Below are 25,438 nucleotides of genomic sequence, written 5' to 3'. Positions count from 1 at the left end.
CCGCGAACCGTGACCGTCACCGGGGGGTCACAGGATGGCCGTGCAGATGAGGTCGCGGAGGGCGCCCATACGACAGCGGATCGGGACGAGAACCATGCACCGAGACCACAACGCCGCGACCACGGCCGACGCCGCCACCCCCGACGCGCCCGCGCCCGCCGCCATCGGGCCGCTCGCCGGGTTCACCGTCGGCGTCACCGCCGCCCGCCGCGCCGACGAGCTCGCCGCGCTGCTGCGGCGGCGCGGAGCGGCCGTCATGCACGCGCCCGCGCTGCGCATCGTGCCGCTCGCCGACGACGCGGAACTGCTCACCGCCACCAAGCAGCTGCTCGACCACGCCCCCGACTTGGTGATCGCGACCACTGCCATCGGCTTCCGCGGCTGGGTCGAGGCCGCCGACGGATGGGGCCTCGGGGACTCGCTGCTGGCCCGGCTGCGCGGCGCACGGCTGCTGGCGCGCGGGCCCAAGGTGCGGGGCGCGATCCGGGCCGCCGGGCTGACCGAGGAGTGGTACCCGGCGTCCGAGTCGCTGGCCGAAGTGCTCGACCGGCTGCTGGAGGAGGGGGTCGACGGCAGCCGGATCGCGGTGCAGCTGCACGGCGAGCCGCTGCCCGGCTTCGTCGAGTCGCTGCGCGTGGCGGGCGCGGAGGTGGTCGGCGTGCCGGTGTACCGGTGGATGCCGCCCGAGGACATCGGCCCCGTGGACCGCCTCCTCGACGCGACCGTCGCCCGCGCCCTGGACGCCCTCACCTTCACCAGCGCCCCGGCCGCCGCGAGCCTGCTGGACCGGGCCGAGCGGCGTGGCATGCGCGACGAGCTGGTGGACGCGCTGCGCCACGATGTGCTGCCCGCCTGCGTCGGGCCGGTCACCGCGCTGCCGCTCGAGGCCCATGACATCCCCACCAGCCAGCCCGAACGCTTCCGCCTCGGCCCGCTCGTGCAGCTGCTGACCCATGAACTGCCCGGCCGGGTACGGCCGTTGCCGGTTGCCGGGCGGCGCCTGGAGATCCGTGGCCACGCGGTCCTGGTGGACGGCGAGCTGCGCGCCGTACCGCCGGCCGGTATGGCCCTGCTGCGCGCCCTGGCCCGCCGCCCGGGCTGGGTCGTCGCCCGCGCCGACCTGCTGCGCTCCCTGCCGGGCGCGGGGCGCGACGAGCACGCCGTCGAGACGGCCATGGCCCGCCTCCGTACGGCCCTCGGCGCCCCGAAGCTCATCCAGACGGTCGTCAAGCGCGGCTACCGGCTGGCGCTGGATCCGGTCGCGGACACCAAGTACGCCGACGTATGACCGGCCACCGACCGGCCACCGACCGGCCGCCGGGGCCGAACTCCCTTGTATTCATGGGGTGATGGGCGGGTCCGCGGGGTTCCGGGCTCGGGCCGGGGCGGGCACTCTGGGACTGCGTGCATGTCCGTGTGACCGCCCAGCCCCGAAGGAGTGACAGGAACATGGCGTCGGCGTCGGCCTACGACCTGCGGTTCGACTCCGGGCGGCTCTGTCTGGACCTGGTGGCCACGGTCGGCGGGCGGCTGAGCGAGGCGCCGGTCGAGCGGCTGGACGGGGTGGACCGGCTGAAGGCGTGGCTCGTCGACGCCGGCCTGGTGCCCCGCGGCACGGCCCTCGACGTCGTCGACTGCGCCTGGCTCGCCCGCTTCCGCGCCGCCCGCGATCTGCTCCACCGCATCGTGCACAACGAGGTCGAGGGCCGCGCCGCGGGCGCCGACCTGGAGCGGGTGAACGCCCTGGCCGCCACCGCCCCGCCCGCCGTACGGGCCGTACGCACCGCCGACGGCACCCTCGTGCGCAGGCTCGCCGCCGTGCCCGACTGCGGCGCGCTGCTGGCGCAGGTGGCGCGGGACGCCGTGGAACTGCTCACCGACCCGGTGTCGCGCGGGCAGCTGCGGCAGTGCGAGGGGGAGACCTGCTCGCTGGTCTACCTCGACACCTCGCGCGGTCGCCGCCGCCGCTGGTGCTCCAGCGAGGTCTGCGGCAACCGCGAGCGCGTGGCCCGGCACCGCCGCCGCGTCACCCGGGCCTGACCGAAGCAGCTGTCCGATCCATCTGATGCCGCGTCAGCCCAGGTCAGACTCGCGGACATACGGGCGACAAGAATGCTGTATAGCGCAATTGAGCGCACCTCGCGGCGTTTTTGTTGAACCTGGAAGTGTAACCGCACGTACCCCCTCGACCGCGCGGTGGGGATTACGCAAGGATGCTCCCGTGACCGAGAGGACGACACCGGACGACGCGCTCATGCGCGCGCTCTATGAAGAGCACGCGGGCCCGCTTCTCGCCTTCGTCCTGCGCCTGGTCGCGGGCGACCGGCACCGGGCGGAGGACGTGGTCCAGGAGACGCTCCTGCGGGCCTGGCGCAACGCCGACCAACTGCGGACCACCGGCGGATCGCTGCGCCCCTGGCTGGTGACCGTGGCCCGGCGCATCGTCATCGACGGTCACCGTGGCCGCCGGGCCCGCCCCCAGGAAGTGGACGCCGCACCGCTGCACGCCGTGCCCGCCGCCGACGAAATCGACCGGGCGCTGCGCATGATGACGATCTCCGACGCGCTCGCCGATCTCACCGATGCGCATAGGGAGGCGCTGGTCGAGACATACTTCAAGGGGCGTACGGTGAACGAAGCGGCTGAGGTGCTGCGCGTACCGCCCGGGACCGTCCGGTCCCGGGTCTTTTACGCGCTGCGCGCCCTGCGGCTCTCGCTGGAGGAACGGGGGGTTACGGCATGATGCCGGCAGCGGAGGATCAGCAGCACACCGCCGTCGGCGCTTACGCCCTCGGCGTCCTGGACCCGGCGGAAGCCGCCCGCTTCGAGGAGCATCTGCTCGGCTGCGACCGATGCGGCGCGGAGCTGGATCAGCTGATGGGCATCCCGCCGCTGATGGCCGAGTTCGCCACCTCCGACGACGGCCGGACCGTACTGGACCCCGCCACCATCACCGCACGCCCCGGACCCGAACTGCTCGGCCGGCTGATGGACGACGTCGCCACCAGCCGCCGCGGGCGCCGCAAGCGCCGGCTGTACCTGGTGGCCGCGGCCGCCGCCCTGATCATCGGCGGTCCGTTCGCCGGTGCCGCGCTGACCTCCGGCGACGGCGATGGTGGCGGCGGGGGTGACGGCAAGGTGGTGGCCAGCCCCGCGAAGGCGGCGTTCGACCAGGGCCAGAAGACCGGCTCGGTCGACCCCACCACCAAGGTCGACGCCACCGTCTCGCTGCAGGCGAAGGGCTGGGGCACATCGGTGGCCCTCAAGCTCGGCAATGTGAAGGGCCCGAAGGCCTGCGACCTGGTCGCCATCGGCAAGGACGGCCATGAGGAGACCATCACCACCTGGGCGGTGCCCAGCACCGGCTACGGCATCAAGGACGGCGACGCGTCCCGCTGGAGCAAGGACCCGCTGTTCGCCCTGGGCGGCGCGGCCATGAACCCCGACGAGATCGACCGCTTCGAGGTCCGCACCCTGGACGGCCGGCGGCTGGCGGTCGTGAAGGTCTAGGCGCCTGCACGAAGGTCTGGCCGGTGAAGGTCTGGAGCGTGTTGTGAAGGTGTACGGTTGACGGCTGCCCTACGCACACAGAAGGGGGCTTGGGTGGCCGCGCACAACGCCACGCACGCGAGCCGGAAGGCGAGACCGGACAGCCCCGGCGGAGCCGGGAAACCCGGCGGAGCTGAGAAAACAGACGCCGGGCCACGGGACGCGCGAAAGCAGGACGCCGTGGACGGGATCCGCGAGCGGGAGATGCGGATCGAGCAGGCGCATCTGGACCGCGTGTACCGCCGCCTCGAGGAGAAGATCCACGAGGCGGAGTTCCTGATGAACGACGCCGCCAAACACGTCCAGGTCGGCACGCCCGGCGCGCTCGCCGAGCGGGACGCCCAGGTCTTCCGGGCCGGGGTGCACCTCAACCGGCTCAACAGCGAGTTCGAGGACTTCCTCTTCGGCCGCATCGACCTGCTGCTCGGCAAGGACGGCGAGCGTGGCCCGGACGGCGCGTACACCTCCATCGAGCCCGCCGACGACGCGATCCGCCCCGGCGAGGACGGCGCGGACGGCGGCGGCCGCGCGGAGATCGCCGAGACGCTGCACATCGGCCGCATCGGAGTCCTGGACGCCGAATACGCCCCGCTCGTCATCGACTGGCGCGCGCCCGCGGCCGCGCCCTTCTACCGCTCCACCCCCGTCGCCCCCGGCCGGGTCGTGCGGCGCCGGGTCATCCGCAGCAAGGGGCGCCGGGTGCTCGGCGTCGAGGACGATCTGCTGCGCCCCGAGCTGACCGCCACCCTGGACGGGGCGGAACTGCCGGTCGTCGGCGACGGCGCGCTGATGGCGGCGCTCGGTCAGGCCCGCGGCCACACCATGCGCGACATCGTCGCCTCCATCCAGGCCGAACAGGACCTGGTGATCCGCGCCCCCGCCGCCTCCGTCACCGAGGTGGAGGGCGGCCCGGGCACCGGCAAGACCGCGGTCGCGCTGCACCGCGCCGCGTATCTGCTCTACCAGGACCGGCGCCGGTACGCGGGCGGGATCCTGATCGTCAGCCCCACCCCGCTGCTGGTCGCCTACACCGAGGGCGTGCTGCCCTCGCTCGGCGAGGAGGGGCAGGTCGCGATCCGCGCCGTCGGATCGCTGGTGGACGGCGCCGAGGCCACCACGTACGACGAGCCGGCCGTGGCCCGCGTCAAGGGCTCCTCGCGGATGACGCGGGTGCTGCGCAGGGCCGCCCGCGGCGCCCTGGAGCTGCCCGCGGGCCCCGGCCGGGCGGCCGGGCCGCCGGAGCGGCTGCGCGTCGTGGCGTTCGGCGCGCGGATCGAGCTGGACGCCGAGGAGCTGCGCCGGATCCGGCAGGCCGCCCTGGGCGGCACCGCACCCGTCAACCTGCTGCGGCCGCGCGCCCGTCGGCTGCTGCTGGACGCGCTGTGGGCCAAGTCGGCCATGTCCGGGGGTGCCCACCGCTACACCGACCCCGAGCTGGCCGCCGAGGCGCGCGAGGGGTTCGACGAGGACATCTCCACCGAGGACGACTTCCTCGGCTTCCTGGACGCCTGGTGGCCCGAGCTGACCCCGCGCGCCGTACTGGCCGCGATGGCCGACGAGAAGCGGCTGACCCGCTGGTCGCGGCGGGAGCTGAACCAGCGCGACGCGCGCCGTCTTGCCCGCTCGCTGACCCGCCTGGGGGCGGACGGCAAGGGCCCGCTGTCGGTGCACGACGTGGCGCTGCTGGACGAGCTGTACACGGTCCTGGGCGCCCCGGCCCGGCCCGCCAGGCCCCGCGAGGCCGATCCGCTCGACCAGCTGACCGGGCTCGAGGAGCTGACGACCTTCGCCGACCGCTCCGCGCCCCGCCGCACCCGCGCGGACCGGCTGGAGCAGGAGCGCGTGGACTACGCCCATGTGATCGTCGACGAGGCGCAGGACCTGACCCCGATGCAGTGGCGGATGATCGGGCGGCGCGGCCGCCACGCCACCTGGACGGTGGTCGGGGACCCGGCGCAGAGCTCCTGGTCGGATCCGGAGGAGGCGGCCGAGGCCCGTACCGAGGCGCTGGGCAGCCGCCCGCGCCGCCGCTTCACGCTGACCGTGAACTACCGCAACCCGGCGGAGATCGCCGAGCTCGCCGCCAAGGTCCTCGCGCTCGCGCTGCCCGGCGCCCAGGCGCCCGAGGCGGTCCGCTCCACGGGCCTGGTGCCGCGCTTCGCGCCGATGGCGCATGAGAGTGACAGGGACTTGGGCGCGCGGGTGCGCGAGGAGGCGGGGCGCCTGCTGGACGAGGTGGACGGCACGGTCGGCGTGGTCGTCGCCATGCGGCGGCGGGCCGCGGCGCGCCGCTGGCTGGAAGGGCTCGGCGACCGGGTGGTGGCGCTGGGCAGCCTGGAAGCCAAGGGCCTGGAGTACGACGCGACGGTCGTGGTCTCGCCCGCCGAGATCGCCGACGAGTCCCCGGCGGGGCTGCGGGTGCTGTACGTGGCGCTGACGCGCGCGACGCAGCGGCTGACCGTGGTGCCGGGGGAGCGGGACGACCCGGATGAGCACGGCGTCCCCGATCTGCTGAGGGACTGATGACGGGCTGAGGCAGGGACTGAAGTAGGGACTGAAGTAGGGACTGATGAGGGGCTGAGAAATCAACCCGTGGGGGAGGAATCACTTCCGGGGATGGTTTGTTAGCCTTGCTGATGGCACCGGCTCGATCCAAGCCCCCGGGCCCAACCTTCGTCGCTTCGAGCGACCACTTGCCGCGAGGCGAGCATGGCGGGTCGGTGCCACCTAAGACTTTCAAGAGGTCCGCGTCGGCTGTTCGGGACGCGGGCCTCTTCCGTGCGTCTCGGCGATTCGCGGGGCTGAACAATATCTCCGAAACTCGAGCCCGGTTACCCGGTACCCGAAGGTAGGTGTAACCATCTGAAGACCACCGTCCGAGGGCAGACCGGCGAACCACCACCGCGGCCCGGGACAACCTGGAACAAGGGAAAGCAGAGGAAGTCGGCCATGGCAACGGCGCCCAGCGTCTCGTACTCGATGACGGTCCGGCTGGAGGTTCCCGCGAGCGGCACTGCGGTCAGCCAGCTCACCACGGCCGTGGAGTCCTCCGGCGGCTCGGTCACCGGCCTCGACGTGACCGCTTCCGGCCACGAGAAGCTGCGGATCGACGTCACCATCGCCGCGACGTCCACCGCGCACGCCGACGAGATCGTCGAGAAGCTGCGCGGTATCGAGGGCGTCTCGCTCGGCAAGGTCTCCGACCGTACGTTCCTGATGCACCTCGGCGGCAAGATCGAGATGTCGTCGAAGCACCCGATCCGCAACCGTGACGACCTGTCCATGGTCTACACCCCGGGCGTCGCCCGCGTCTGCCAGGCCATCGCCGAGAACCCCGAGGACGCCCGCCGGCTGACCATCAAACGCAACAGCGTCGCGGTGGTCACCGACGGCTCCGCGGTCCTGGGCCTGGGCAACATCGGCCCCAAGGCCGCGCTGCCCGTCATGGAGGGCAAGGCGGCCCTCTTCAAGCGCTTCGCGGGCATCGACGCCTGGCCGCTCTGCCTGGACACCCAGGACACCGACGCCATCGTCGAGATCGTCAAGGCCATCGCCCCCGGCTTCGCGGGCATCAACCTGGAGGACATCTCCGCCCCCCGCTGCTTCGAGATCGAGGCGCGGCTGCGCGAGGCCCTGGACATCCCGGTCTTCCACGACGACCAGCACGGCACCGCCATCGTGGTGCTCGCCGCCCTGACCAACGCGCTGCGCGTGGTCAACAAGAAGATCGGCGATGTGCGGGTGGTCATGTCCGGCGCGGGCGCGGCCGGCACCGCCATCCTCAAGCTGCTGATCGCCGCGGGTGTGCGGCACGCGGTGGTCGCGGACATCCACGGCGTGGTGCACGCCGGGCGTGACGACCTGGCCGGCGGGAACGGCAGCTCCGACACGACCGCGCTGCGCTGGATCGCCGAGAACACCAACCCCGAGGGCGTCACCGGCACCCTCAAGGAGGCCGTACGCGGCGCCGACGTCTTCATCGGCGTCTCCGCCCCGAACGTGCTGTCCGGCGACGACGTGGCCGCCATGGCCGACGACGCGATCGTCTTCGCGCTGGCCAACCCCGACCCCGAGGTCGACCCGGCGATCGCCCGCCAGACCGCCGCCGTGGTCGCCACCGGCCGCTCCGACTTCCCGAACCAGATCAACAACGTGCTGGTCTTCCCGGGTGTCTTCCGCGGCCTGCTGGACGCGCAGTCGCGTACTGTGAACGACGACATGATGCTGGCCGCGGCCCGGGCGCTCGCGGATGTCGTCCACGACGACGAGCTGAACGCCAACTACATCATTCCGAGCGTCTTCAACGACAAGGTCGCGGGCGCGGTGGCCGGCGCGGTACGGGTCGCCGCCAAGGCTGTGACCGGTACCACGGCGGTCTAGGCCGGGCTCGGCGCGTCGTACGGCGCGTCGCATGGCGTTCAGCCGATCGGGCCCCCATAGGGTGTCGGGCAGAAACGGCCGCCACGGCGCTTTTCGCGCGACTCACCAGGGCACCGGATTGGCTTTCCCGCCACAGGTGGGGGCAGGATGCGTTCCGGGCGCGAGGGTCTGAACACAGACCCGGGTCCGGGGACTGTCCGAGGGCCCTGGCAGCATCGGCTTCGATCTCACGCCTAATGGCAAGATGAACACGGGAGTACAACATGAACCGCAGTGAGCTGGTGGCCGCTCTGTCGGAGCGCGCCGAGGTGACCCGAAAGGACGCCGACGCCGTTCTGGCCGCCCTCGCCGAGGTGACCGGAGAGATCGTCGCCAAGGGCGACGAGAAGGTCACCATCCCCGGCTTCCTCACCTTCGAGCGCACCCACCGTGCCGCTCGCACCGCGCGTAACCCGCAGACCGGTGAGCCGATCGAGATCCCGGCCGGCTACAGCGTGAAGGTCTCCGCGGGCTCCAAGCTCAAGGAAGCCGCCAAGGGCAAGTAAGACCCCATACGAAGGGGCGGCCACCTCATCGGAGGGTGGCCGCCCTTTCGGCGTTCCTACGGCCTCTGGAGGCCCTTCCCGGGCCCTTAGGAGGCTTGGGAGGCGCCCTCGGGGCCGGGGAGCTCGACCTTGGCGCCAAGGTCACCCAGCTTGCTCATGCTGTTTCTACCCGGGGGATAACCCCCGGACCCCCAGCCGGGGGCGCCGACGTGGCTCAGGCGCTTTTTTCGGCGCCGGGGAGCTCGACCTTGGCGCCAAGGTCACCCAGCTTGCTCATGAAGTTCTCGTATCCACGGTTGATCAGATCGATGCCGTGGACCCGGGACGTGCCCTGGGCAGCCAGGGCCGCGATCAGGTACGAGAAGCCGCCGCGCAGGTCGGGGATGACCAGGTCGGCGCCCTGGAGCTTGGTCGGGCCCGACACGACCGCCGAGTGCAGGAAGTTCCGCTGGCCGAAGCGGCAGGCGGAGCCGCCCAGGCATTCGCGGTAGAGCTGGATGTGCGCGCCCATCTGGTTGAGCGCGGAGGTGAAGCCCAGGCGCGACTCGTACACCGTCTCGTGGACGATGGACAGCCCGGAGGCCTGGGTGAGGGCCACGACCAGGGGCTGCTGCCAGTCGGTCTGGAAGCCGGGGTGGACGTCCGTCTCCAGGGCGATGGCGTTGAGCTTGCTGCCCGGGTGCCAGAACCGTATTCCCTCGTCGTCGATGTCGAAGGCACCGCCGACCTTGCGGTAGGTGTTGAGGAAGGTCATCATCTCGCGCTGGCTGGCGCCGCGTACGTAGATGCTGCCCTCGGTCGCGAGCGCCGCGCTCGCCCAGGAGGCGGCCTCCAGGCGGTCCGGCAGGGCGCGGTGGTTGTAGCCGCCGAGCTTGTCGACGCCGGTGATCCGGATCGTACGGTCGGTGTCCATGGAGATGATCGCGCCCATCTTCTGCAGGACGCAGATCAGGTCCTCGATCTCCGGTTCGACGGCCGCGTTGGAGAGCTCCGTCACACCCTCGGCGAGCACCGCCGTCAGCAGTACCTGCTCGGTGGAGCCGACCGACGGGTACGGCAGGCGGATCTTGGCGCCGCGCAGCCGGTGCGGGGCCTCCAGGTACTGGCCGTCCGCCCGCTTCTCGATCGTGGCGCCGAACTGGCGCAGCACGTCGAAGTGGAAGTCGATCGGCCGGCCGCCGATGTCGCAGCCGCCCAGGCCCGGGATGAAGGCGTGGCCGAGGCGGTGCAGCAGCGGGCCGCAGAAGAGGATCGGGATGCGCGAGGAGCCGGCGTGGGCGTCGATGTCGGCGACGTTCGCGCTCTCCACGTGGGTCGGGTCCAGCACCAGCTCGCCGGCCTCGTCACCTGGCCGAACCGTGACGCCGTGCAGCTGCAGCAGGCCGCGCACCACCCGCACATCGCGGATGTCGGGGACGTTGCGCAGCCGGCTCGGCCCACTGCCGAGCAGCGCGGCGACCATGGCCTTCGGCACGAGGTTCTTCGCGCCTCGGACACGGATCTCGCCTTCGAGCGGGGTGCCGCCATGGACGAGCAGGACATCGTTCGAGCGGGTCATCTGGTCTCGCGTTCCTGGGACGGTCGGGGGGCAAGAGAAAAGAGTAATAGCCGTGGAGAGCACCACTGTGTGACCGACGTACCCACCGAACGGACATGAATGTGTCACAACACGTTCGGTTCAGAGCAGAAAGCGTACGGTTACATGCGCCGTTCCTGCTGTCGTACGCCCCGACCTGCTCTCACATGGGACTCGTCTTCCACTCCCCCTCCGGGGCGAACATGCGGGATCATGTGTCCATGACCGAGGTGTCCTCGCTCACAGGACGGCTGCTTGTCGCGACACCGGCGCTGGCGGACCCGAACTTCGACCGTGCGGTGGTGCTCCTCCTCGACCACGACGAGGAGGGGTCGCTGGGCGTCGTGCTCAACCGCCCGACCCCGGTGGGGGTCGGCGACATCCTGGAGTCCTGGGCCGCGCTGGCCGGGGAGCCGGGGGTGGTGTTCCAGGGCGGCCCGGTGTCGCTGGACTCCGCGCTGGGGGTCGCCGTGGTCCCCGGCGAGGCCGGGAGAGCCGCCGAGGCCGGAAGGGTCTCCTCGCGGACCGAGGACGGCCCGCTCGGCTGGCGCCGGGTGCACGGCGCGATCGGGCTGGTCGACCTGGAGGCGCCGCCCGAACTGCTGGCCGCCGCGGTCGGCTCGCTGCGGATCTTCGCGGGCTACGCCGGGTGGGGGCCCGGACAGCTGGAGGACGAGCTCTCCGAGGGCGCCTGGTACGTCGTGGAGTCCGAGCCGGGCGATGTCTCCTCGCCCGCCCCGGAGCGGCTGTGGCGGGCGGTGCTGCGCCGCCAGCGCAGCGAGCTGGCGATGGTCGCCACGTACCCGGACGATCCGTCGCTCAATTAGGGGCAGTGCCCAACTGGAGGCAGTGTTCGCCGGGTGGCGGCGACACCGGGCGACGTCGCGGGAGGCGCTGATCCGTCGTTCGCTCGGCGCGTGAGTACCCTAGGGCTGTATGAGCACTCTTGAGCCCGAGCGCGGGGCAGGCACGGGGACCCTCGTTGAGCCGACACCTCAGGTGTCGCACGGTGACGGCGACCACGAGCGCTATGCCCATTACGTACAGAAGGACAAGATCATGGAGAGCGCGCTCTCCGGATCTCCGGTGGTCGCACTCTGCGGCAAGGTCTGGGTCCCGGGCCGTGACCCGAAGAAGTACCCGGTCTGCCCGATGTGCAAGGAGATCTTCGACGGCATGGGAGCCGGCGGCGACAAGGACAAGGGCAAGGACGGCGGCGGCAAGAAGTAGCCCCTCCGCCCCGGCCCCACCCGCCGGAGCCCCCGCGCGCACCGCGCCCGGCCCGCGCCCCTCTCGACCAGGGGGCGCGGGCCGGGCGTAGCGCGCTGTAGGCATTATTTGGCATATGCCGCGCACCTCGCGGCGTACGGCCCCGGCGGTGCTGAGGGCGCCGTTAGGGTCGCCTCCATGAGCGGGCGCGGGGAGAGCGGTGCCGAGCGGGCGGCGTACCTGGTGTTCGGGGCGCGAGAGATCGATGAACTCGACGAGCCCGTCGAGCCCGACGGGGAAGCGGCGGGCCGGTTCCGCCAGTTCGAGAAGGACTGGGACGCCCAGCTGGAGCGGTGCGAGCGGCTGGCCGCCGAGCGCGGCTACCGCCCGGCGGGCAGCTGTGTCGTCTCGGCCGCCCAGCCCACCCTGCCCCGGCTGCTGGAGTGGGCCGACGAGCCGGACTGCGAGATCGTGCTGATCGCCGGCCGCGGGGTGCTGGAGCGGATGCGGAACTGCTGGCCGGACTGGGGCCAGTTGGTGGTCCGCCTGGCCGCGGCGGGTGCGCGCGTGGAGGCAGTGCCGTATCCCGAACCGGCCTGTCCGGCCGACGAGTCGCGCTCGTAGACGCCGACTCTCCCTCGTAGACGCCGAGTCTCCCTCCTGGGCGACGAGTCTCCTTCGTAAACCTGGTTTAGACCTCTTGTGGGCGGACGGACCCACCCTTAATCTCCTGCGTGTTGTGCATGGTGAAATGCGCGTTGCACAGCGTGCAACGCAATGCCGTAGGGGTTGTTCTGCCAATGAAGCGATCAAGCCTGTCCCTCCGCCTCGCCGCCCCGGCCGCGGCGCTCGTCCTGGCCGGTCTCACGGCCACCGCCTGCGCCCCGTCCACCTCCTCCAACACCGAATCCACCAAGGACTCCAAGAGCGGAACCATCAGAGTGTGGCTCTTCCGGGAGGTGAACAACGCGCCCAAGGAGAAGGTGGTGAAGGAAGCCGTCGCCGAATTCACCAAGAAGCACTCCGACACCCGGGTCGACGTCACCTACATCCCCATCGAGACCCGCGCCGAGAAGATGAAGGCCGCGTTCAACGACCCGAAGAGCGCCCCCGACGTCGTCGAATTCGGCAACACCGACACCGCCGGTTATGTCAATGACGGCGGACTGGCCGACATCACGGCCGAATTCGGGAAGTGGGAGGACGCGAAGAGCGTCACGGCGTCCGTCAAGGAAGCCGTCAGCGTCGGCGGAAAGGTCTACGGCGTCCCCTGGTACGTCGGCGTACGGGCCCTCTACTACCGCACCGACATCTTCAAGGAGCTGGGGCTGAAGCCGCCCGCCACACAGGGCGAACTGGCCACGGCCGCCCGCGGGATCCGTGCCGAACACCCCGATATGCTCGGCATCTCGGTAGGTGCCAAGAACGTCTACGGCATGCTCCCGTTCCTGTGGTCAGCGGGCGGCGACCTCGCCGAGAAGCACGGCGACACCTACACCGCCGCCATCGACAGCGCCGCGTCCCGCAAGGGCCTGAAGACGTATACGGACCTGATCGCCAAGGACAGCTGTCCGCCCCAGCAGTGCGCCGAATTGGGCGGTGACGCCGGCGTCCAGACGTTCGCCGGCGGAAAGGCCGGCATGGCGATCGGCGGCGACTTCAGCCACCAGGCGATGGAGGACGGGGCGGTCAAGGGCAAATACGCCGTCGTGCCGCTGCCGGGCCCGCGGAAGGGCGTCATATCCCCGGCCTTCGCGGGCGGCAACAACCTAGGCGTCATGCGCGGCACCACCCACCGCACCCTGGCCGTGGACTTCGTCGAATTGCTCGGCGGCGCCGCATACCAGTCCAAGATGTTCGATGCCATGGGCAATATGCCCGCGCTCACCGACGTCCAGGAAAAGGTCGCGGAAAAGGCGCCTTTCACCAAGCCGTTCGTCGACACCCTGAAATCGGGCACCAAGTTCGTCCCGGTGACACCCGCCTGGAGCAAGATCGACTCCGAGGCGATGATCCCGACGATGATGCAGGAGATCGTCAGCGGCCGTAAGAGCGTGGACGCGGCCACAGCCGACGCGGCGAAGAAGATGGACGCCGCGTTCTCCTCGGCCGGCTGAGCGGAGCGCCGCCCATGGCTCGCGAGATCGCGCCCGCCGTGGCCGGTGCGGAGCGGCCGCCGGGCCGGGACACCCTCCCGGCCCGGCGCCGCCCCCGCCCGGCGGCCCGAGGCAACCGACCGCCGGCGGGCCGCGGCCCGCGCCGGCACCCCGCCTGGACTCCCTGGCTCTATCTGGCCCCCGCGCTCATGGTGCTGGCCGGACTGCTGGTCTACCCCGTCTACCAACTCGGCCTGATCTCGTTCCTGCGCTACACCCAGGCACAGGTCAGCGGGGGCCGCCCCACCGAATTCATCGGCTTCGACAACTACGCCGCCCTCTTCCGCGACGACCAGTTCTGGCAGGTGCTGCTGAGCACCGTGCTCTTCGCCGCAGCCTGTGTGCTGTGCACCCTCGCCGTGGGCTGCTCGCTGGCCGTTCTGCTCACCAAGGTGCGCGCGGTGCCCAGGACGATGCTGATGCTCGCCGCCCTCGGCGCCTGGGCCACCCCGCCCGTGACCGGCTCCACGGTGTGGGTCTTCCTCTTCGACTCCAGCTTCGGCCCGGTCAACAAGGTGCTCACCTGGCTGGGCCTGAGCGGATTCGAGAACTACTCCTGGACCTACGGGAAGTACAGCGCCTTCACGCTGGTGCTCCTCGAAGTCGTCTGGTGCTCGTTCCCGTTCGTGATGGTCACCGTCTACGCGGGCATCCGGGCCGTCCCGCCCGAACTGCTGGAGGCCGCCGCCCTCGACGGGGCCTCCACCTGGCGCACCTGGCGCAGCATCATGGCGCCCCTGCTGCGCCCGATCCTGGTGATCGTCACCATCCAGTCGGTCATCTGGGACTTCAAGGTCTTCGGGCAGATCTACGTCATGACGAACGGCGGCGGCATCGCGGGCCAGAACCTCGTGCTCAACGTCTACGCCTACCAGAAGGCCTTCGCCTCCTCGGAGTACGGACTCGGCTCCGCGATCGGCGTCGTCATGCTGCTGATCCTGCTCGCGGTGACCCTGGTCTATCTGCGGCTTCTGCGACGCCAGGGGGAGGAACTGTGAACGCGGGAGGAACTGTGAACGCGCCCACGGCTTCGTCGAGGCCACCCACCCCGTCCCAGTTCCGGCGGCGGTTCCGCTTGCCGCGGCTCCGCCGCCCCGCCCGGCCCTGGCGGCTGGCCGCCGAGGCCGCCGCGGTGGTGATCGCGCTGGTGGTCGCCTTCCCCCTGTACTGGATGGTGCTCTCGGCGTTCAAACCCGACGGCGAGGTCCAGTCGGCACACCCGAGGCCCTGGACGCTCCACCCGCAGCTGGACGCCTTCCGCCGGGTCTTCGTGCAGCAGGACTTCGGCCGCTACTTCGTCAACAGCCTGATCGTGGCCGGGGCCGTGGTGGTGCTCTCGGCGCTGATCGCCTTCCTGGCGGCCACGGCCGTCGCCCGCTTCCGGTTCCGCTTCCGCACCACGCTGCTGATCATGTTTCTGATCGCCCAGATGGTGCCGGTTGAGGCCCTCGCGATCCCGATGTTCTTCCTGATGCGCGACCTCGGCACGGCCGTCCCCGGGGTCGGCCTCAACACCCTGAGCTCACTGATCCTGCCGCACCTCGCCTTCTCGCTGCCGTTCGCGATCTGGATGCTGCGCGGATTCGTCAAGGCGGTGCCGGAGACCCTGGAGGAGGCCGCGATGATCGACGGCGCGAGCCGGTCCCGGTTCCTGTGGCAGGTGCTGTTCCCGCTGGTGCTGCCCGGCCTCGTGGCGACCAGCGTCTTCTCGTTCATCAGCGCCTGGAACGACTTCCTGTTCCCGAAGTCCTTCATCATCAGCGCCACCGAGAACTCGACCCTGCCCATGGCGCTGCTGGTCTTCTTCAAACCCGAGCAGAACGACTGGGGCGGGATCATGGCCGGATCCACCGTCATGACCCTCCCCGTCCTGGTCTTCTTCGTGCTTGTCCAACGCCGGCTGGTCTCCGGGCTCGCCGGGGCCGTGAAAGGTTGAGCTTCGCCATGAACGCCACAGGTCTGATCCCGGCGCCCCGCGTCGCCCGCGAGTTGCAGTTCGGCGCCCTCTACCCCGTGGACTCCGAGACCGTGCTCGGCGCCGGTCCTGGCGCCGAGGCCGCGGCGCGTTGGCTGAGCGCCACCGTCGGCGCCGCGACCGGCCTGCCGCTCCCGCTCGGCGAGGGCCACGACTTCTTCCTCTCGATCAGCCCCGAGGTCGAGCGGAAGCTCGGCCCCGAGGGGTATCGCATCGTCGTTGACGGCTACGCGATCCGGATCGAGGGCGGCGGCCCGGCCGGGGTCTTCTGGGGCGCGCAGACCTTCCGCCAGCTGCTCGGCCCCGACGCCTTCCGCCGGGCGCCGGTCGCGCCCCGGGAGACGTGGTGGGTGCCGTGTGTGCTGATCGAGGACGCCCCGCGCTTCGGCTGGCGCGGCCTCATGCTGGACGTCGCGCGGCACTTCATGCCCAAGGGTGATGTGCTCGCGTACATCGATCTCTTGGCCGCGCACAAGCTCAATGTGCTGCATCTGCATCTGACGGACGACCAGGGCTGGCGCATCGAGATCCGCCGCTACCCCAGGCTCACCGAGGTCGGCGCCTGGCGCGAGCGCACCAAATTCGGGCACCGTGCCTCACCGCTGTGGGACGAGCGCCCGCACGGCGGCTACTACACCCAGGACGACATCCGCGAGATCGTCGTCTACGCCGCCGAGCGGCACATCACCGTCGTCCCGGAGATCGACATCCCCGGACATTCGCAGGCCGCCATCGCCGCGTACCCGGAGCTGGGCAACACCGACGCCGTCGACACCGCCTCCCTCGGCGTCTGGACCACCTGGGGCGTCAACCCGAACGTACTCTCACCCGCCGACACCACGCTGCGCTTCTACGAGAACGTCCTGGACGAGGTCCTGGAGCTCTTCCCGGGCAGCTTCGTCCACCTCGGCGGCGACGAGTGCCCCAAGGAGCAGTGGCGGGCCTCCCCGGCCGCCCAGGCGCGCATCCGGGAGCTGGGCCTGGCGGACGAGGACGAGCTGCAGAACTGGTTCCTGGGCCACTTCGGCCGCTGGCTGGCCGAGCGCGGCCGCCGCCTGATCGGCTGGGACGAGATTCTGGAAGGCAGCGCCCTGGGGGCCGATCTGGCCGAGGGCGCCGCCGTGTCGTCCTGGCGCGGCTACGCGGGCGGCATCGCTGCCGCCCGCGCCGGCCACGACGTCGTCATGTGTCCCAAACAGCAGGTCTACTTCGACTACCGCCAGGCCGCCGGCGACGATGAGCCGGTCCCCATCGGCTACGTGCGCACCCTGGAGGACGTCTATCGCTTCGAGCCGGTTCCACCCGAGCTCACCGGCGCGGAGGCGGAGCGCGTGCTCGGCGCTCAGGCCAACGTCTGGACGGAGGTGACCGAGGACCGTCGGCGCGTCGACTACCAGACCTTCCCGCGCCTCGCCGCCTTCGCCGAAGCCGTCTGGTCGCCGCTTCCGCCCCCGTCCGAGCGGGACTTCACCGGCTTCCAGGAGCGCATGACGGCCCACTACGCGCGCTTGGACGCGCTCGGCGTGGACTACCGGCCCCCCGGCGGCCCGCGTCCGTGGCAGCGGCGCCCCGGCGTATCCGGACGTCCGATCGACGGGTCGCCCCCGATCGTGTGAGGTACGCCGGAAGGTGCGCCCGGAGGTGGCGCACCCCTGGGACCGTAGGTCCCCGGCTCAACCCCAAGTCGTACAAGGGTCCCTGAAACGTGGCAATCCACACCTGGCGGAGACATCGCCCTAAACCCGTACCATCCCCCTGGTCGGGGACGGATCCATGCTTCACGGACCCTCGCGACGGCGGACTCGGAAGATGTGCCAGAGTTGCCACGTCCGGGCTGTCAGCACGTACCGTACGGCGCAACAGCCGGGACACCGGGGAAGGGGCAGCTGGGTTGACCACGCACGCACCGCAGGCGGCGCACACGGTGACGTTGCCGGGCACGCTCGACGAGGCCGTGGCGGCGCTGGCCGCCATGCCCGCCGCCGTGCCCGTCGCGGGCGGCACCGATCTGATGGCCGCCGTCAACTCCGGGCTGCTGCGGCCCGCCGCACTCGTCGGCCTCGGCCGGATCACCGAGATCCGCGGCTGGCGCTACCTGGACGGCCACGCCCTGCTCGGCGCCGGACTCTCCCACGCCCGAATGGGCCGCCCCGACTTCGCCGCGCTCATCCCGGCGCTGGCCGCCGCGGCGCGCGCCGCCGGGCCGCCGCAGATCCGCAACGCCGGCACCCTCGGCGGCAACATCGTCACCGCCGCCCCCTCGGGCGACGCGCTGCCGGTGCTCGCCGCGCTGGAGGCCACGGTCATCATCGCCGGGCCCGAGGGCGCGCGCCGCGAGATCCCGGTCAGCCATCTGCTGGCCGGGGTCGAGATGCTGCGCCCCGGCGAACTCGTCGGCTTCGTACGCGTGCCGATCCTGCACGCCCCCCAGGCCTTCCTCAAGGCCACCGGGCGCACCGGCCCGGGCCGGTCCACGGCCTCGTGCGCCGTCGTGCTCGACCCGGCGCGGCGGGGTGTGCGCTGCGCGGTCGGCGCGGTCGCGCCCATGCCGCTGCGGCCGCTGGAGGCTGAGCGCTGGGTCGCCTCGCTCATCGACTGGGACGGCGACCGGGGGCGCCTCGACCCGCAGGTGACGGCGGCCTTCGGCGAGTACGTCGCCGCCGCCTGCATTCCCGACCCGGCTCCGCCGGCGGACGGCTCGGAGCCGGTGCCCCTGCCACCCGCCGCCATCCATCTGAGGCGTACGGTGGCAGCCCTGGCCCGCCGAGCACTGGGGAGGGCACTCGCGTGAGTGACGAACAGCAGCCGCACCGGCCGGAACCCGGGAGCGGGTGGCAGCCGATGCCACACGGCCCCGAGTACGACGCGGAGGCCACGGGGTTTGTGCAGCTGCCGCCCGACCACTCGCTTCAGGACCCGGCCGCCCTCGGGGGCGGCTGGGACCCGCTCGCGGCCCCCGGCACCGGCTACACCCCGCCGCCCATGACGGGTGGTCCGGGCGCGCCCTCGGAGGGCGGCCAGTGGCAGCCGACGGCCCACGCCCCTGGTGCGCCCGCCGACCCCTCCGGGACCGGGCACTGGGCCGTGCCCGGCGACACGGGCGAGTACGCGTACGGCGAACACCAGAACCCCCATGCCCCGCACGGAGCGCATGACCCGCACGGCCCGCACACGACCGGGCAGTGGCATGTGCCCGGCGCGGGGCAGCCCGGTCAGCCGGGCCAGTCCGGGCAGGCCGATCAGTGGTCGATCCCGTTCGCCGCCGACGACGGCGTCGACGAGACCGGCGTCTACCAGGTGAACGACCCGACGGCCGCGGCCCAGTGGCAGGTGCCGGAGTCGGCCGACGGCCCGTGGGCCGTCCCGGCCGCGGGTGACGACGGGGTCGACGAGAGGGCGGCGCATCCGTACGGGGCGCAGGACACCGCGCAGTGGACGATGCCCTTCGCGGGCGGCGCACAGGAGCAGCAGGGGCAGCAGGAGCAGCAGGTCCAGCAGGGGCTGCACCAAGACCAGCGGCAGGGCGGGCCGGAGCAGCCTGGCCAGCCCGGTCAGCAGCACGGCCAGCCCGGTCAGTGGTCGATTCCGGTGGCCGGTGACGACGGCTCCGCCGAGGAATCCGGCGAGTACGCGCTCGGCGACCACGCCGTCCGCCGCGCCCCCGCGGCCCCGACGCAGCAGGGCAGGGGCCCCGCCCGGCGGCGCCTGAGGCTGCCCGGTGGCGCCGACGTACCCGTCGAGCACCGCGGCGCCCCCACCCCGCCGCACGGCAGCACCGCCGCGTCCGGCGCACTGGCCACTCCGGCGGCGGGCACCGAGGTGCCCGAGGTGGACGACTGGCCCGAAGAGTTGACGCACGGCGGCCAGGGCCGCCCGGCCGGGCCCGACGGCGGCCATACGGGCCAGGCGACCCCGCCGCACGGCGTGGCGCCCGTGGGCGGCCGTGGCGGGTTCGTCGATGACGGTGCCGAGGGTGCCGACGGGTACGAAGCCCATGACGCTCTGGCGGGCGAGGGTGTGGCCGGGCCGGAGGGCCATGCGGGCCTGGCGACGCCGCCGCACGGCGTGGCGCCCGTGGGTGCCCATGACGGGTTCGTCGATGACGGCGCCGACGGTGACGGCGGCTATGACGGCTATGACGGCCATGGCGGTCCGGCGGGCGAGGGCATGGCCGGGCCCGAGGAGCACACGGGCCCCGCGACGCCGCCGCACGGCGTCGCGGCCGACGGCGCTCCCGAGGCCCCCCAGCCCCCCGTGGACCCCGGACCCGCCGGGGACGCGGCCGAGTTGGCGCTGGACGGCCAGGGCGTGCCCCTCGCCCAGCCCGACCCGTCGGCCGAGGCCCCCGAGCCCGCCGACGGCGAGGCGCAGCCCCCGGCGGAGGCGGCCCTCGAGGCCCCCGCCGAGCAGCCCGCCGCCGCACGGACCGACACCCTCGACACACCGGACGCACCGGGCACACTCGACACACCGGACGCCCCGGCGGAGCCGCACGCGGCCCCCCAGGCCGACAGCGAGCACCCCAGCGCCTCGTACGTCCTGCACGTCAACGGCACCGACCGCCCCGTCACCGACGCCTGGATCGGCGAGTCGCTGCTGTACGTACTGCGCGAGCGCCTGGGCCTGGCCGGGGCCAAGGACGGCTGCTCGCAGGGCGAGTGCGGGGCCTGTTCCGTCCAGGTCGACGGGCGGCTGGTCGCCTCGTGCCTGGTGCCCGCCGCGACCGCCGCGGGCTGTGAGGTCCGTACGGTCGAGGGCCTGGCCGTGGACGGGCAGCCCTCGGATGTGCAGCGCGCCCTGGCCGCCTGCGGCGCGGTGCAGTGCGGCTTCTGCGTACCGGGCATGGCCATGACCCTGCACGACCTGCTGCAGGGCAACCACTCCCCGACCGACCTGGAGACCCGGCAGGCGATCAGCGGCAACCTGTGCCGCTGCTCCGGCTACCGCGGGGTGGTCAACGCGGTCCGCGAGGTCGTCGCGGGCCGGGAGGCGGCGGCCGCCGCCGAGGCGGAGGAGGCCGCGGCGGCGGACGACGGGCAGGACGCCGCCGGCCGCATTCCGCATCAGGCGGGCCCGCCGGGGATACACGGCACCGGCGACGGCGGCTTCGACGGCAGCGGCAGCGGGAGGGCGACGGCATGACTGGAATCGCGGACGGCACCGGCGCCGCCACCGCCACCCCCGCCGCCGGAGTCCCCCTCACGCCCAAGGAGCCGCCGACCATCGGCCTGGGGATGTCGCTGCAGCCCGCGGACGCGGCGGCCAAGGCCTCCGGCACCTTCCCGTACGCCGCCGACCTGTGGGCCGAGGGGCTGCTGTGGGCCGCCGTGCTGCGCTCCCCGCATCCGCACGCCCGTATCGTCTCCATCGACACCACGCCCGCCGCCCAGATGCCGGGCGTACGGGCCGTGGTGACCCACGCCGACGTGCCCGGCGACGCCGCGCACGGCCGCCGCGTCGCCGACCGCCCCGTCTTCGCCAAGGACCTGGTCCGCCACCACGGTGAGCCGATCGCCGCGGTCGCCGCCGACCACCCCGACACCGCCCGGCTGGCCGCCGCGGCCATCGCCGTCGAGTACGAGGTGCTGGAGCCGGTCACCGACCCCGAGCAGGCGTTCGGGGCCGAGCCGCTGCACCCCGACGGCAATCTGGTCCGCCACATCCCGCTGAGCTTCGGCGACCCGGACGTGGTCGGCGAGGTCATCGTCGAGGGCCTGTACCGGATCGGCCGTCAGGACCCGGCGCCCATCGGCGCCGAGGCGGGCCTGGCCGTGCCGCGCCCCGACGGCGGCGTGGAGATCTACACCGCCTCCACCGACCCGCACGCCGACCGCGACCTGGCCGCCGCCTGCTTCGGCCTGGAGCCGGAGCGGGTCAAGGTCGTGGTCACGGGCGTGCCCGGCGCCATGGGCGAGCGCGAGGACCCCGGTATGCAGCTGCCGCTGGGCCTGCTCGCGCTGCGCACCGGCCACCCGGTCAAGCTCGCCGCGACCCGCGAGGAGTCCTTCCTCGGCCACGCCCACCGCCATCCGACCCTGCTGCGCTACCGCCACCACGCCGACGCCGAGGGCAAGTTGGTGAAGGTCGAGGCGCAGATCCTGCTGGACGCGGGCGCGTACGCGGACTCCTCCGGGGACGCGCTGGCCGCCGCGGTGTCCTTCGCCTGCGGTCCGTACGTCGTACCGCACGCCTTCATCGAGGGCTGGGCGGTGCGCACCAACAACCCGCCCTCCGGCCATGTCCGCGGCGAGGGCGCGATGCAGGTGTGCGCCGCGTACGAGGGCCAGATGGACAAGCTGGCGGCCAAGCTGGGCCTCGACCCGGCCGAGATCCGGCTGCGCAACGCCATGGCGACCGGCGATCTGCTGCCCACCGGCCAGACCGTCACCTGCCCGGCCCCGGTCGCCGAACTGCTGCGCGCCGTACGGGACACCCCGCTGCCCCCGCTCCCCAAGGACGACCCCGAGGAGGAGTGGCTGCTGCCCGGCGGCCCCGAGGGCGCGGGCGATCCGGGCGCGGTGCGGCGCGGCGTCGGCTACGCGCTGGGCATGGTGCACATGCTCGGCGCGGAGGGGGCCGACGAGGTCTCCACGGCCACGGTCAAGGTCGTCGGCTCGGTGGCCACCGTCATCTGCGCCGCCGTCGAGACCGGCCAGGGCTTCACCACCCTGGCCCGCCAGATCGTCCAGGAGGTCCTGGGCATCGAAGAGGTGCATGTCGCACCGGTCGACACCGACCAGCCCCCGGCCGGGCCCGCGGCGCGCGGCCGCCACACCTGGGTGTCGGGCGGCGCGGTGGAGCGGGCCGCGAAGATGGTCCGCACCCAGCTGCTGCAGCCGCTCGCGCATAAGTTCGGCATGTCGACGGAGCTGTTGACCATCGCCGACGGCAAGATCACCTCGTACGACGGGGTGCTCAGCACGACCGTCGACGAGGCCCTTGAAGGCAAGGAGCTGTGGGCCACCGCGCAGTGCCGCCCGCACCCCACCGAACCGCTGGACGAGACGGGCCAGGGCGACGCCTTCGTGGGCCTGGCCTTCTGCGCGATCCGCGCGGTGGTCGACGTCGACATCGAGATCGGCGCGGTGCGCGTGGTGGACATGACGATCGCCCAGGACGTGGGCCGGGTGCTCAACCCCCGCCAGCTGGCGGCCCGGATCGAGGCGGGCGTCGCCCAGGGCATCGGCGCGGCCCTCACCGAGAATCTGCGCACCTCCCGCGGCGTGGTCCGGCACCCCGACCTCACCGGCTACACCCTGCCGACGGCCGTGGACGTCCCCGACATCCGGATCGTCAAACTCGTCGAGGAACGGGACGTGGTCGCCCCCTTCGGCGCGAAGGCCGTCAGCGCGGTGCCGGTGGTCACCACCCCGGCGGCGGTGGCCGCGGCGGTCCGCTCGGCGTCCGGCCGCCCGGTCAACAGGCTGCCGATCCGGCCTCAGGCGGCGGTCGTCAACAGAGCCTGACCACGGGCTGAGCATGATCACGGGCTGAGGGGGATTTGAGGGGGCTGTTGAGCGCGCGCATCCTGATCGCGGAGGACGACGAGAAGCAGGCGCGGCTGATCCGGATCTATCTGGAGCGGGAAGGGAACGCCGTCCAGACCGTCCACGACGGCCGCTCGGCGATCGACCGGGCCAGGACCACCCGCCCCGACCTCATCGTGCTCGACGTGATGCTGCCGCAGGTCGACGGCCTGGACGTATGCCGCATCCTGCGCACCGAGTCCCAGGTGCCGATCCTGCTGCTGACCGCGCGCGCCACCGAGGAGGACATGCTCCTCGGGCTCGACCTCGGCGCCGACGACTACATGACCAAGCCGTACAGCCCCCGGGAGCTGACCGCCCGCGTCAGGGCCCTGCTGCGGCGGTCCCGGGCCACCACGGGGGAGCCGACGGTCATCCGGGCCGGGGCGCTGGAGATCGACACCGCACGCTACGAGGTGCGGCTCGCGGGCGAGACGATCGCGCTGACGGGTAAGGAGTTCGCCATCCTGGCCCTGCTGGCGGGCGAGCCGGGGCGCGCCTTCACCCGGGCGCAGATCATCGACCGGGTCTTCGGCTTCGAGCAGGACGTATTGGAGCGCACCGTGGACGCGCATGTGATGAACCTGCGCCGCAAGCTGGAACGCGGGCCGGGGGCGCCCCGCATGGTGGAGACCGTCTACGGGCGCGGCTACCGGCTGGCCGACCCGGGCCCGGACTCGGACGCCGACCCGGGCGCGGACTCGGACGCCGACCCGGGCGCGGACTCGGACGCCGACCCGGGCCCGGACCCGATGCCGAGCCCGGGCCCCGCGCGATGAGCTTCCGGCTGCGGGCACTCGCCCTCGTCATGCTGCTCGTGATCGCCGCCACCGCGGCCACCGCCTGGCTGACGCTGCGCCAGGCCACGCGGCAGGCGAACGAGACCGCCGCCGCGGACCGGGCTGATATCAACCGGGTCACCGGCGAGCTGCGCCAGTACGGCCTGCGGCACGGCACTTGGGACGGCGTCGCGTCCGCCGTGCGCGAACTGGCCGCCGGCACCGGGCAGCGCATACAGGCCACCACCAGGACCGGCTCCGGTGCGCCGCTGGCCGACTCGGACGTGCTGATGGGCCATAAGCCCCGCAAGACCGGCACGGGCGCACCGCTCCTGGTCGACCCGCGCCCCGAGTTGCGGCTGCCCGAGGGGCTGGTTCCGGTGGCGGCGTTCAAGCTCACCTCTACCGAGATCGCCAAATACCGCTCCGGGACGGCGTACGCGGCGTGTCTGACCCGCAACGGCTTCGAGGTGACGGTCGGGCGCGACGATTACGGCGTGCCGACGTACGCGGCGGGCCGGAGGACGGGAAGCGGCGGCACATCGGCGTCGCGCGGGTCCTGCCGGCGGCCGAAGCCGGCGCCGGCGCAGTACGCCCGGTACGACAAGGCCGCGAGGCCCTGCCTGTCGGCCACGGACGAGGGCATCACCCCGTGCCTCCAGCGGGTCTTCGCCGAGCAGATCAGCGACGCCGCCCCGCCGCCTCTCCAGGTCCGCCTCGGCGCCCTCGACGAACCGCCGTCCGCCCTCGCCGCCGCGCCCGCGGTCACCGTGGCCGTAGCCGTCGCGGTGGCGGCCATCCTCGGCGCGCTGCTGCTCAGCCGGACGGTGCTCCGCCCCGTCAGCGCCCTGACCGCCGCCTCCCGCGGCCTCGGCGAGGGCGACCTGGCCCGGCGGGTGTCCGTGACCGGCCGGGACGAGATCGCCGAACTCGGCCGCTCCTTCAACCGCATGGCCGCGTCGCTGCAGGACAGCGAGGAGCGTCAGCGCCGGCTCGTCGGCGACGTCGCCCACGAACTGCGCACCCCGCTGGCCAATCTGCGCGGCTATCTGGAGGCGCTGCGCGACGGGGTCGTCGACCCGGAACCCGAGCTGTTGGACTCGCTCCACGAGGAGGTCCTGCTCCAGCAGCGGATCGTCGACGACCTGCGGGACCTGGCGCTCGCCGAGGCGGGCGCGCTCAGCTACCACCGCGACCACATCGATCTGGGCGAACTGCTGGAGACCTGCCGCACCGCCCACCGGGCCCAGGCCGAACGGGCCAGGGTCGCCCTCACCGTCGAGACGCCGGGCGGCGACCCCGTGTACGCGCACGCCGACGCGGACCGGCTGCGGCAGGCCATCGGCAATCTGGTGAGCAACGCCGTACGGGCCACCGGGCCCGGCGGCACCGTTCGGCTGTCCCTGGCGCGCCGCGGCGCGCGGGCCGTGGTCCAGGTCGGCGACACCGGGCACGGCATCCCCGCCGAGCATCTGCCGCACGTCTTCGACCGCTTCTGGCGGGCCGACGCCGCGCGGGGGAGGGCCACCGGCGGTAGCGGGCTCGGGCTGTCCATCGCCCGCCAGATCGTGAAGGACCATCAGGGGATGATCGGGGTGGAGAGCGCGGTCGGGGTCGGCACGACGTTCACCATCGAGCTCCCCACGTGAGTTTGCGGTGAGTATGGGACAGCGACACGCCGACGCTACGGCGTGTGGGAGTCCCCAACACAACCCAACCCCCGCGTAGGGCGCGGCGGGCACG

The 25,438-nt window shown here is 72.6% G+C and carries 20 protein-coding genes; 19 read left to right on the top strand and 1 reads right to left on the bottom strand.

Annotated elements, in window-relative coordinates; genetic code table 11:
• The first annotated feature begins 94 nt into the window (after window positions 1–94).
• The 7 genes from ACFV2X_RS33380 (at window position 95) to ACFV2X_RS33350 (ending at window position 8,474) form a co-directional block, all read left to right on the top strand.
• Entirely contained in the window at window positions 95–1,288 is a 1,194-nt protein-coding gene (locus ACFV2X_RS33380) for a uroporphyrinogen-III synthase (RefSeq protein ID WP_385623789.1), read from the top strand.
• Between the two features lie 161 nt (window positions 1,289–1,449).
• Window positions 1,450–2,040, top strand: a complete 591-nt coding sequence (locus ACFV2X_RS33375) for a CGNR zinc finger domain-containing protein (protein WP_385623788.1) — start codon at window positions 1,450–1,452, stop codon at window positions 2,038–2,040.
• Window positions 2,041–2,254: 214 nt separating this feature from the next.
• Window positions 2,255–2,743, top strand: a complete 489-nt coding sequence (locus tag ACFV2X_RS33370; RefSeq protein ID WP_055414278.1) for a sigma-70 family RNA polymerase sigma factor — start codon at window positions 2,255–2,257, stop codon at window positions 2,741–2,743.
• Window positions 2,740–3,510, top strand: a complete 771-nt coding sequence (locus ACFV2X_RS33365) for a zf-HC2 domain-containing protein (protein WP_385623785.1) — start codon at window positions 2,740–2,742, stop codon at window positions 3,508–3,510. The genes ACFV2X_RS33370 and ACFV2X_RS33365 overlap by 4 nt, the downstream gene beginning before the upstream one ends.
• Window positions 3,511–3,753: 243 nt before the next feature.
• Complete coding sequence (locus ACFV2X_RS33360) at window positions 3,754–6,072, top strand: HelD family protein (RefSeq protein WP_385623936.1); 2,319 nt, start codon at window positions 3,754–3,756, stop codon at window positions 6,070–6,072.
• Between the two features lie 426 nt (window positions 6,073–6,498).
• On the top strand, window positions 6,499–7,929 hold the full coding sequence (locus ACFV2X_RS33355) for an NAD-dependent malic enzyme (protein WP_385623782.1): 1,431 nt from the start codon (window positions 6,499–6,501) through the stop codon (window positions 7,927–7,929).
• A gap of 263 nt (window positions 7,930–8,192) precedes the next feature.
• On the top strand, window positions 8,193–8,474 hold the full coding sequence (locus ACFV2X_RS33350; protein ID WP_014179130.1) for an HU family DNA-binding protein: 282 nt from the start codon (window positions 8,193–8,195) through the stop codon (window positions 8,472–8,474).
• A 214-nt stretch (window positions 8,475–8,688) separates the two neighbouring features.
• On the opposite strand, the gene murA is transcribed toward ACFV2X_RS33350, so the two are convergent.
• Window positions 8,689–10,032: a UDP-N-acetylglucosamine 1-carboxyvinyltransferase gene (gene murA / locus ACFV2X_RS33345; protein ID WP_385623779.1), complete on the bottom strand. Its 1,344-nt coding sequence runs from the start codon at window positions 10,030–10,032 to the stop codon at window positions 8,689–8,691.
• Between the two features lie 239 nt (window positions 10,033–10,271).
• Here murA and ACFV2X_RS33340 point away from each other — a divergent pair, with 239 nt between their 5' ends.
• From ACFV2X_RS33340 to ACFV2X_RS33285, 12 genes are all read left to right on the top strand, one after another.
• On the top strand, window positions 10,272–10,877 hold the full coding sequence (locus ACFV2X_RS33340) for a YqgE/AlgH family protein (RefSeq protein WP_089512461.1): 606 nt from the start codon (window positions 10,272–10,274) through the stop codon (window positions 10,875–10,877).
• Window positions 10,878–10,986: 109 nt separating this feature from the next.
• Window positions 10,987–11,280: a DUF3039 domain-containing protein gene (locus ACFV2X_RS33335; RefSeq protein ID WP_089512320.1), complete on the top strand. Its 294-nt coding sequence runs from the start codon at window positions 10,987–10,989 to the stop codon at window positions 11,278–11,280.
• Window positions 11,281–11,457: 177 nt separating this feature from the next.
• The gene (locus tag ACFV2X_RS33330) at window positions 11,458–11,883 is read left to right on the top strand and encodes a hypothetical protein (RefSeq protein ID WP_385623777.1); all 426 of its coding nucleotides are present in this window, start codon (window positions 11,458–11,460) and stop codon (window positions 11,881–11,883) included.
• 176 nt (window positions 11,884–12,059) lie between these two features.
• Window positions 12,060–13,376 (top strand): extracellular solute-binding protein, encoded by a 1,317-nt coding sequence (locus ACFV2X_RS33325; protein WP_385623775.1) that lies wholly within the window; start codon window positions 12,060–12,062, stop codon window positions 13,374–13,376.
• A 14-nt stretch (window positions 13,377–13,390) separates the two neighbouring features.
• Window positions 13,391–14,413, top strand: coding sequence for a carbohydrate ABC transporter permease (locus ACFV2X_RS33320; protein ID WP_385623773.1), 1,023 nt, complete (start codon window positions 13,391–13,393; stop codon window positions 14,411–14,413).
• Window positions 14,414–14,427: 14 nt separating this feature from the next.
• Window positions 14,428–15,351 (top strand): carbohydrate ABC transporter permease, encoded by a 924-nt coding sequence (locus ACFV2X_RS33315; RefSeq protein ID WP_385623772.1) that lies wholly within the window; start codon window positions 14,428–14,430, stop codon window positions 15,349–15,351.
• 8 nt (window positions 15,352–15,359) lie between these two features.
• On the top strand, window positions 15,360–17,006 hold the full coding sequence (locus ACFV2X_RS33310; RefSeq protein WP_385623770.1) for a beta-N-acetylhexosaminidase: 1,647 nt from the start codon (window positions 15,360–15,362) through the stop codon (window positions 17,004–17,006).
• Window positions 17,007–17,281: 275 nt separating this feature from the next.
• Window positions 17,282–18,181 carry an FAD binding domain-containing protein gene (locus ACFV2X_RS33305; RefSeq protein ID WP_385623767.1) on the top strand — a complete coding sequence of 300 codons (900 nt, stop codon included), beginning with the start codon at window positions 17,282–17,284 and terminating at the stop codon, window positions 18,179–18,181.
• Window positions 18,178–20,532, top strand: a complete 2,355-nt coding sequence (locus ACFV2X_RS33300; RefSeq protein WP_385623764.1) for a 2Fe-2S iron-sulfur cluster-binding protein — start codon at window positions 18,178–18,180, stop codon at window positions 20,530–20,532. Before ACFV2X_RS33305 ends, ACFV2X_RS33300 begins: the two co-directional genes overlap by 4 nt.
• Complete coding sequence (locus ACFV2X_RS33295; RefSeq protein ID WP_385623761.1) at window positions 20,529–22,856, top strand: xanthine dehydrogenase family protein molybdopterin-binding subunit; 2,328 nt, start codon at window positions 20,529–20,531, stop codon at window positions 22,854–22,856. Before ACFV2X_RS33300 ends, ACFV2X_RS33295 begins: the two co-directional genes overlap by 4 nt.
• 47 nt (window positions 22,857–22,903) lie before the next feature.
• On the top strand, window positions 22,904–23,695 hold the full coding sequence (locus ACFV2X_RS33290) for a response regulator (protein ID WP_385623759.1): 792 nt from the start codon (window positions 22,904–22,906) through the stop codon (window positions 23,693–23,695).
• Window positions 23,692–25,344: a sensor histidine kinase gene (locus ACFV2X_RS33285; RefSeq protein WP_385623757.1), complete on the top strand. Its 1,653-nt coding sequence runs from the start codon at window positions 23,692–23,694 to the stop codon at window positions 25,342–25,344. The genes ACFV2X_RS33290 and ACFV2X_RS33285 overlap by 4 nt, the downstream gene beginning before the upstream one ends.
• Window positions 25,345–25,438 lie beyond the last annotated feature (94 nt).

Source organism: Streptomyces sp. NPDC059679 (genome assembly GCF_042734105.1).
Lineage (GTDB): Bacteria > Actinomycetota > Actinomycetes > Streptomycetales > Streptomycetaceae > Streptomyces.
The sequence above is the reverse complement of the archived record's forward strand: the minus strand, read 5'-3'. Positions and strand labels throughout refer to the sequence as shown.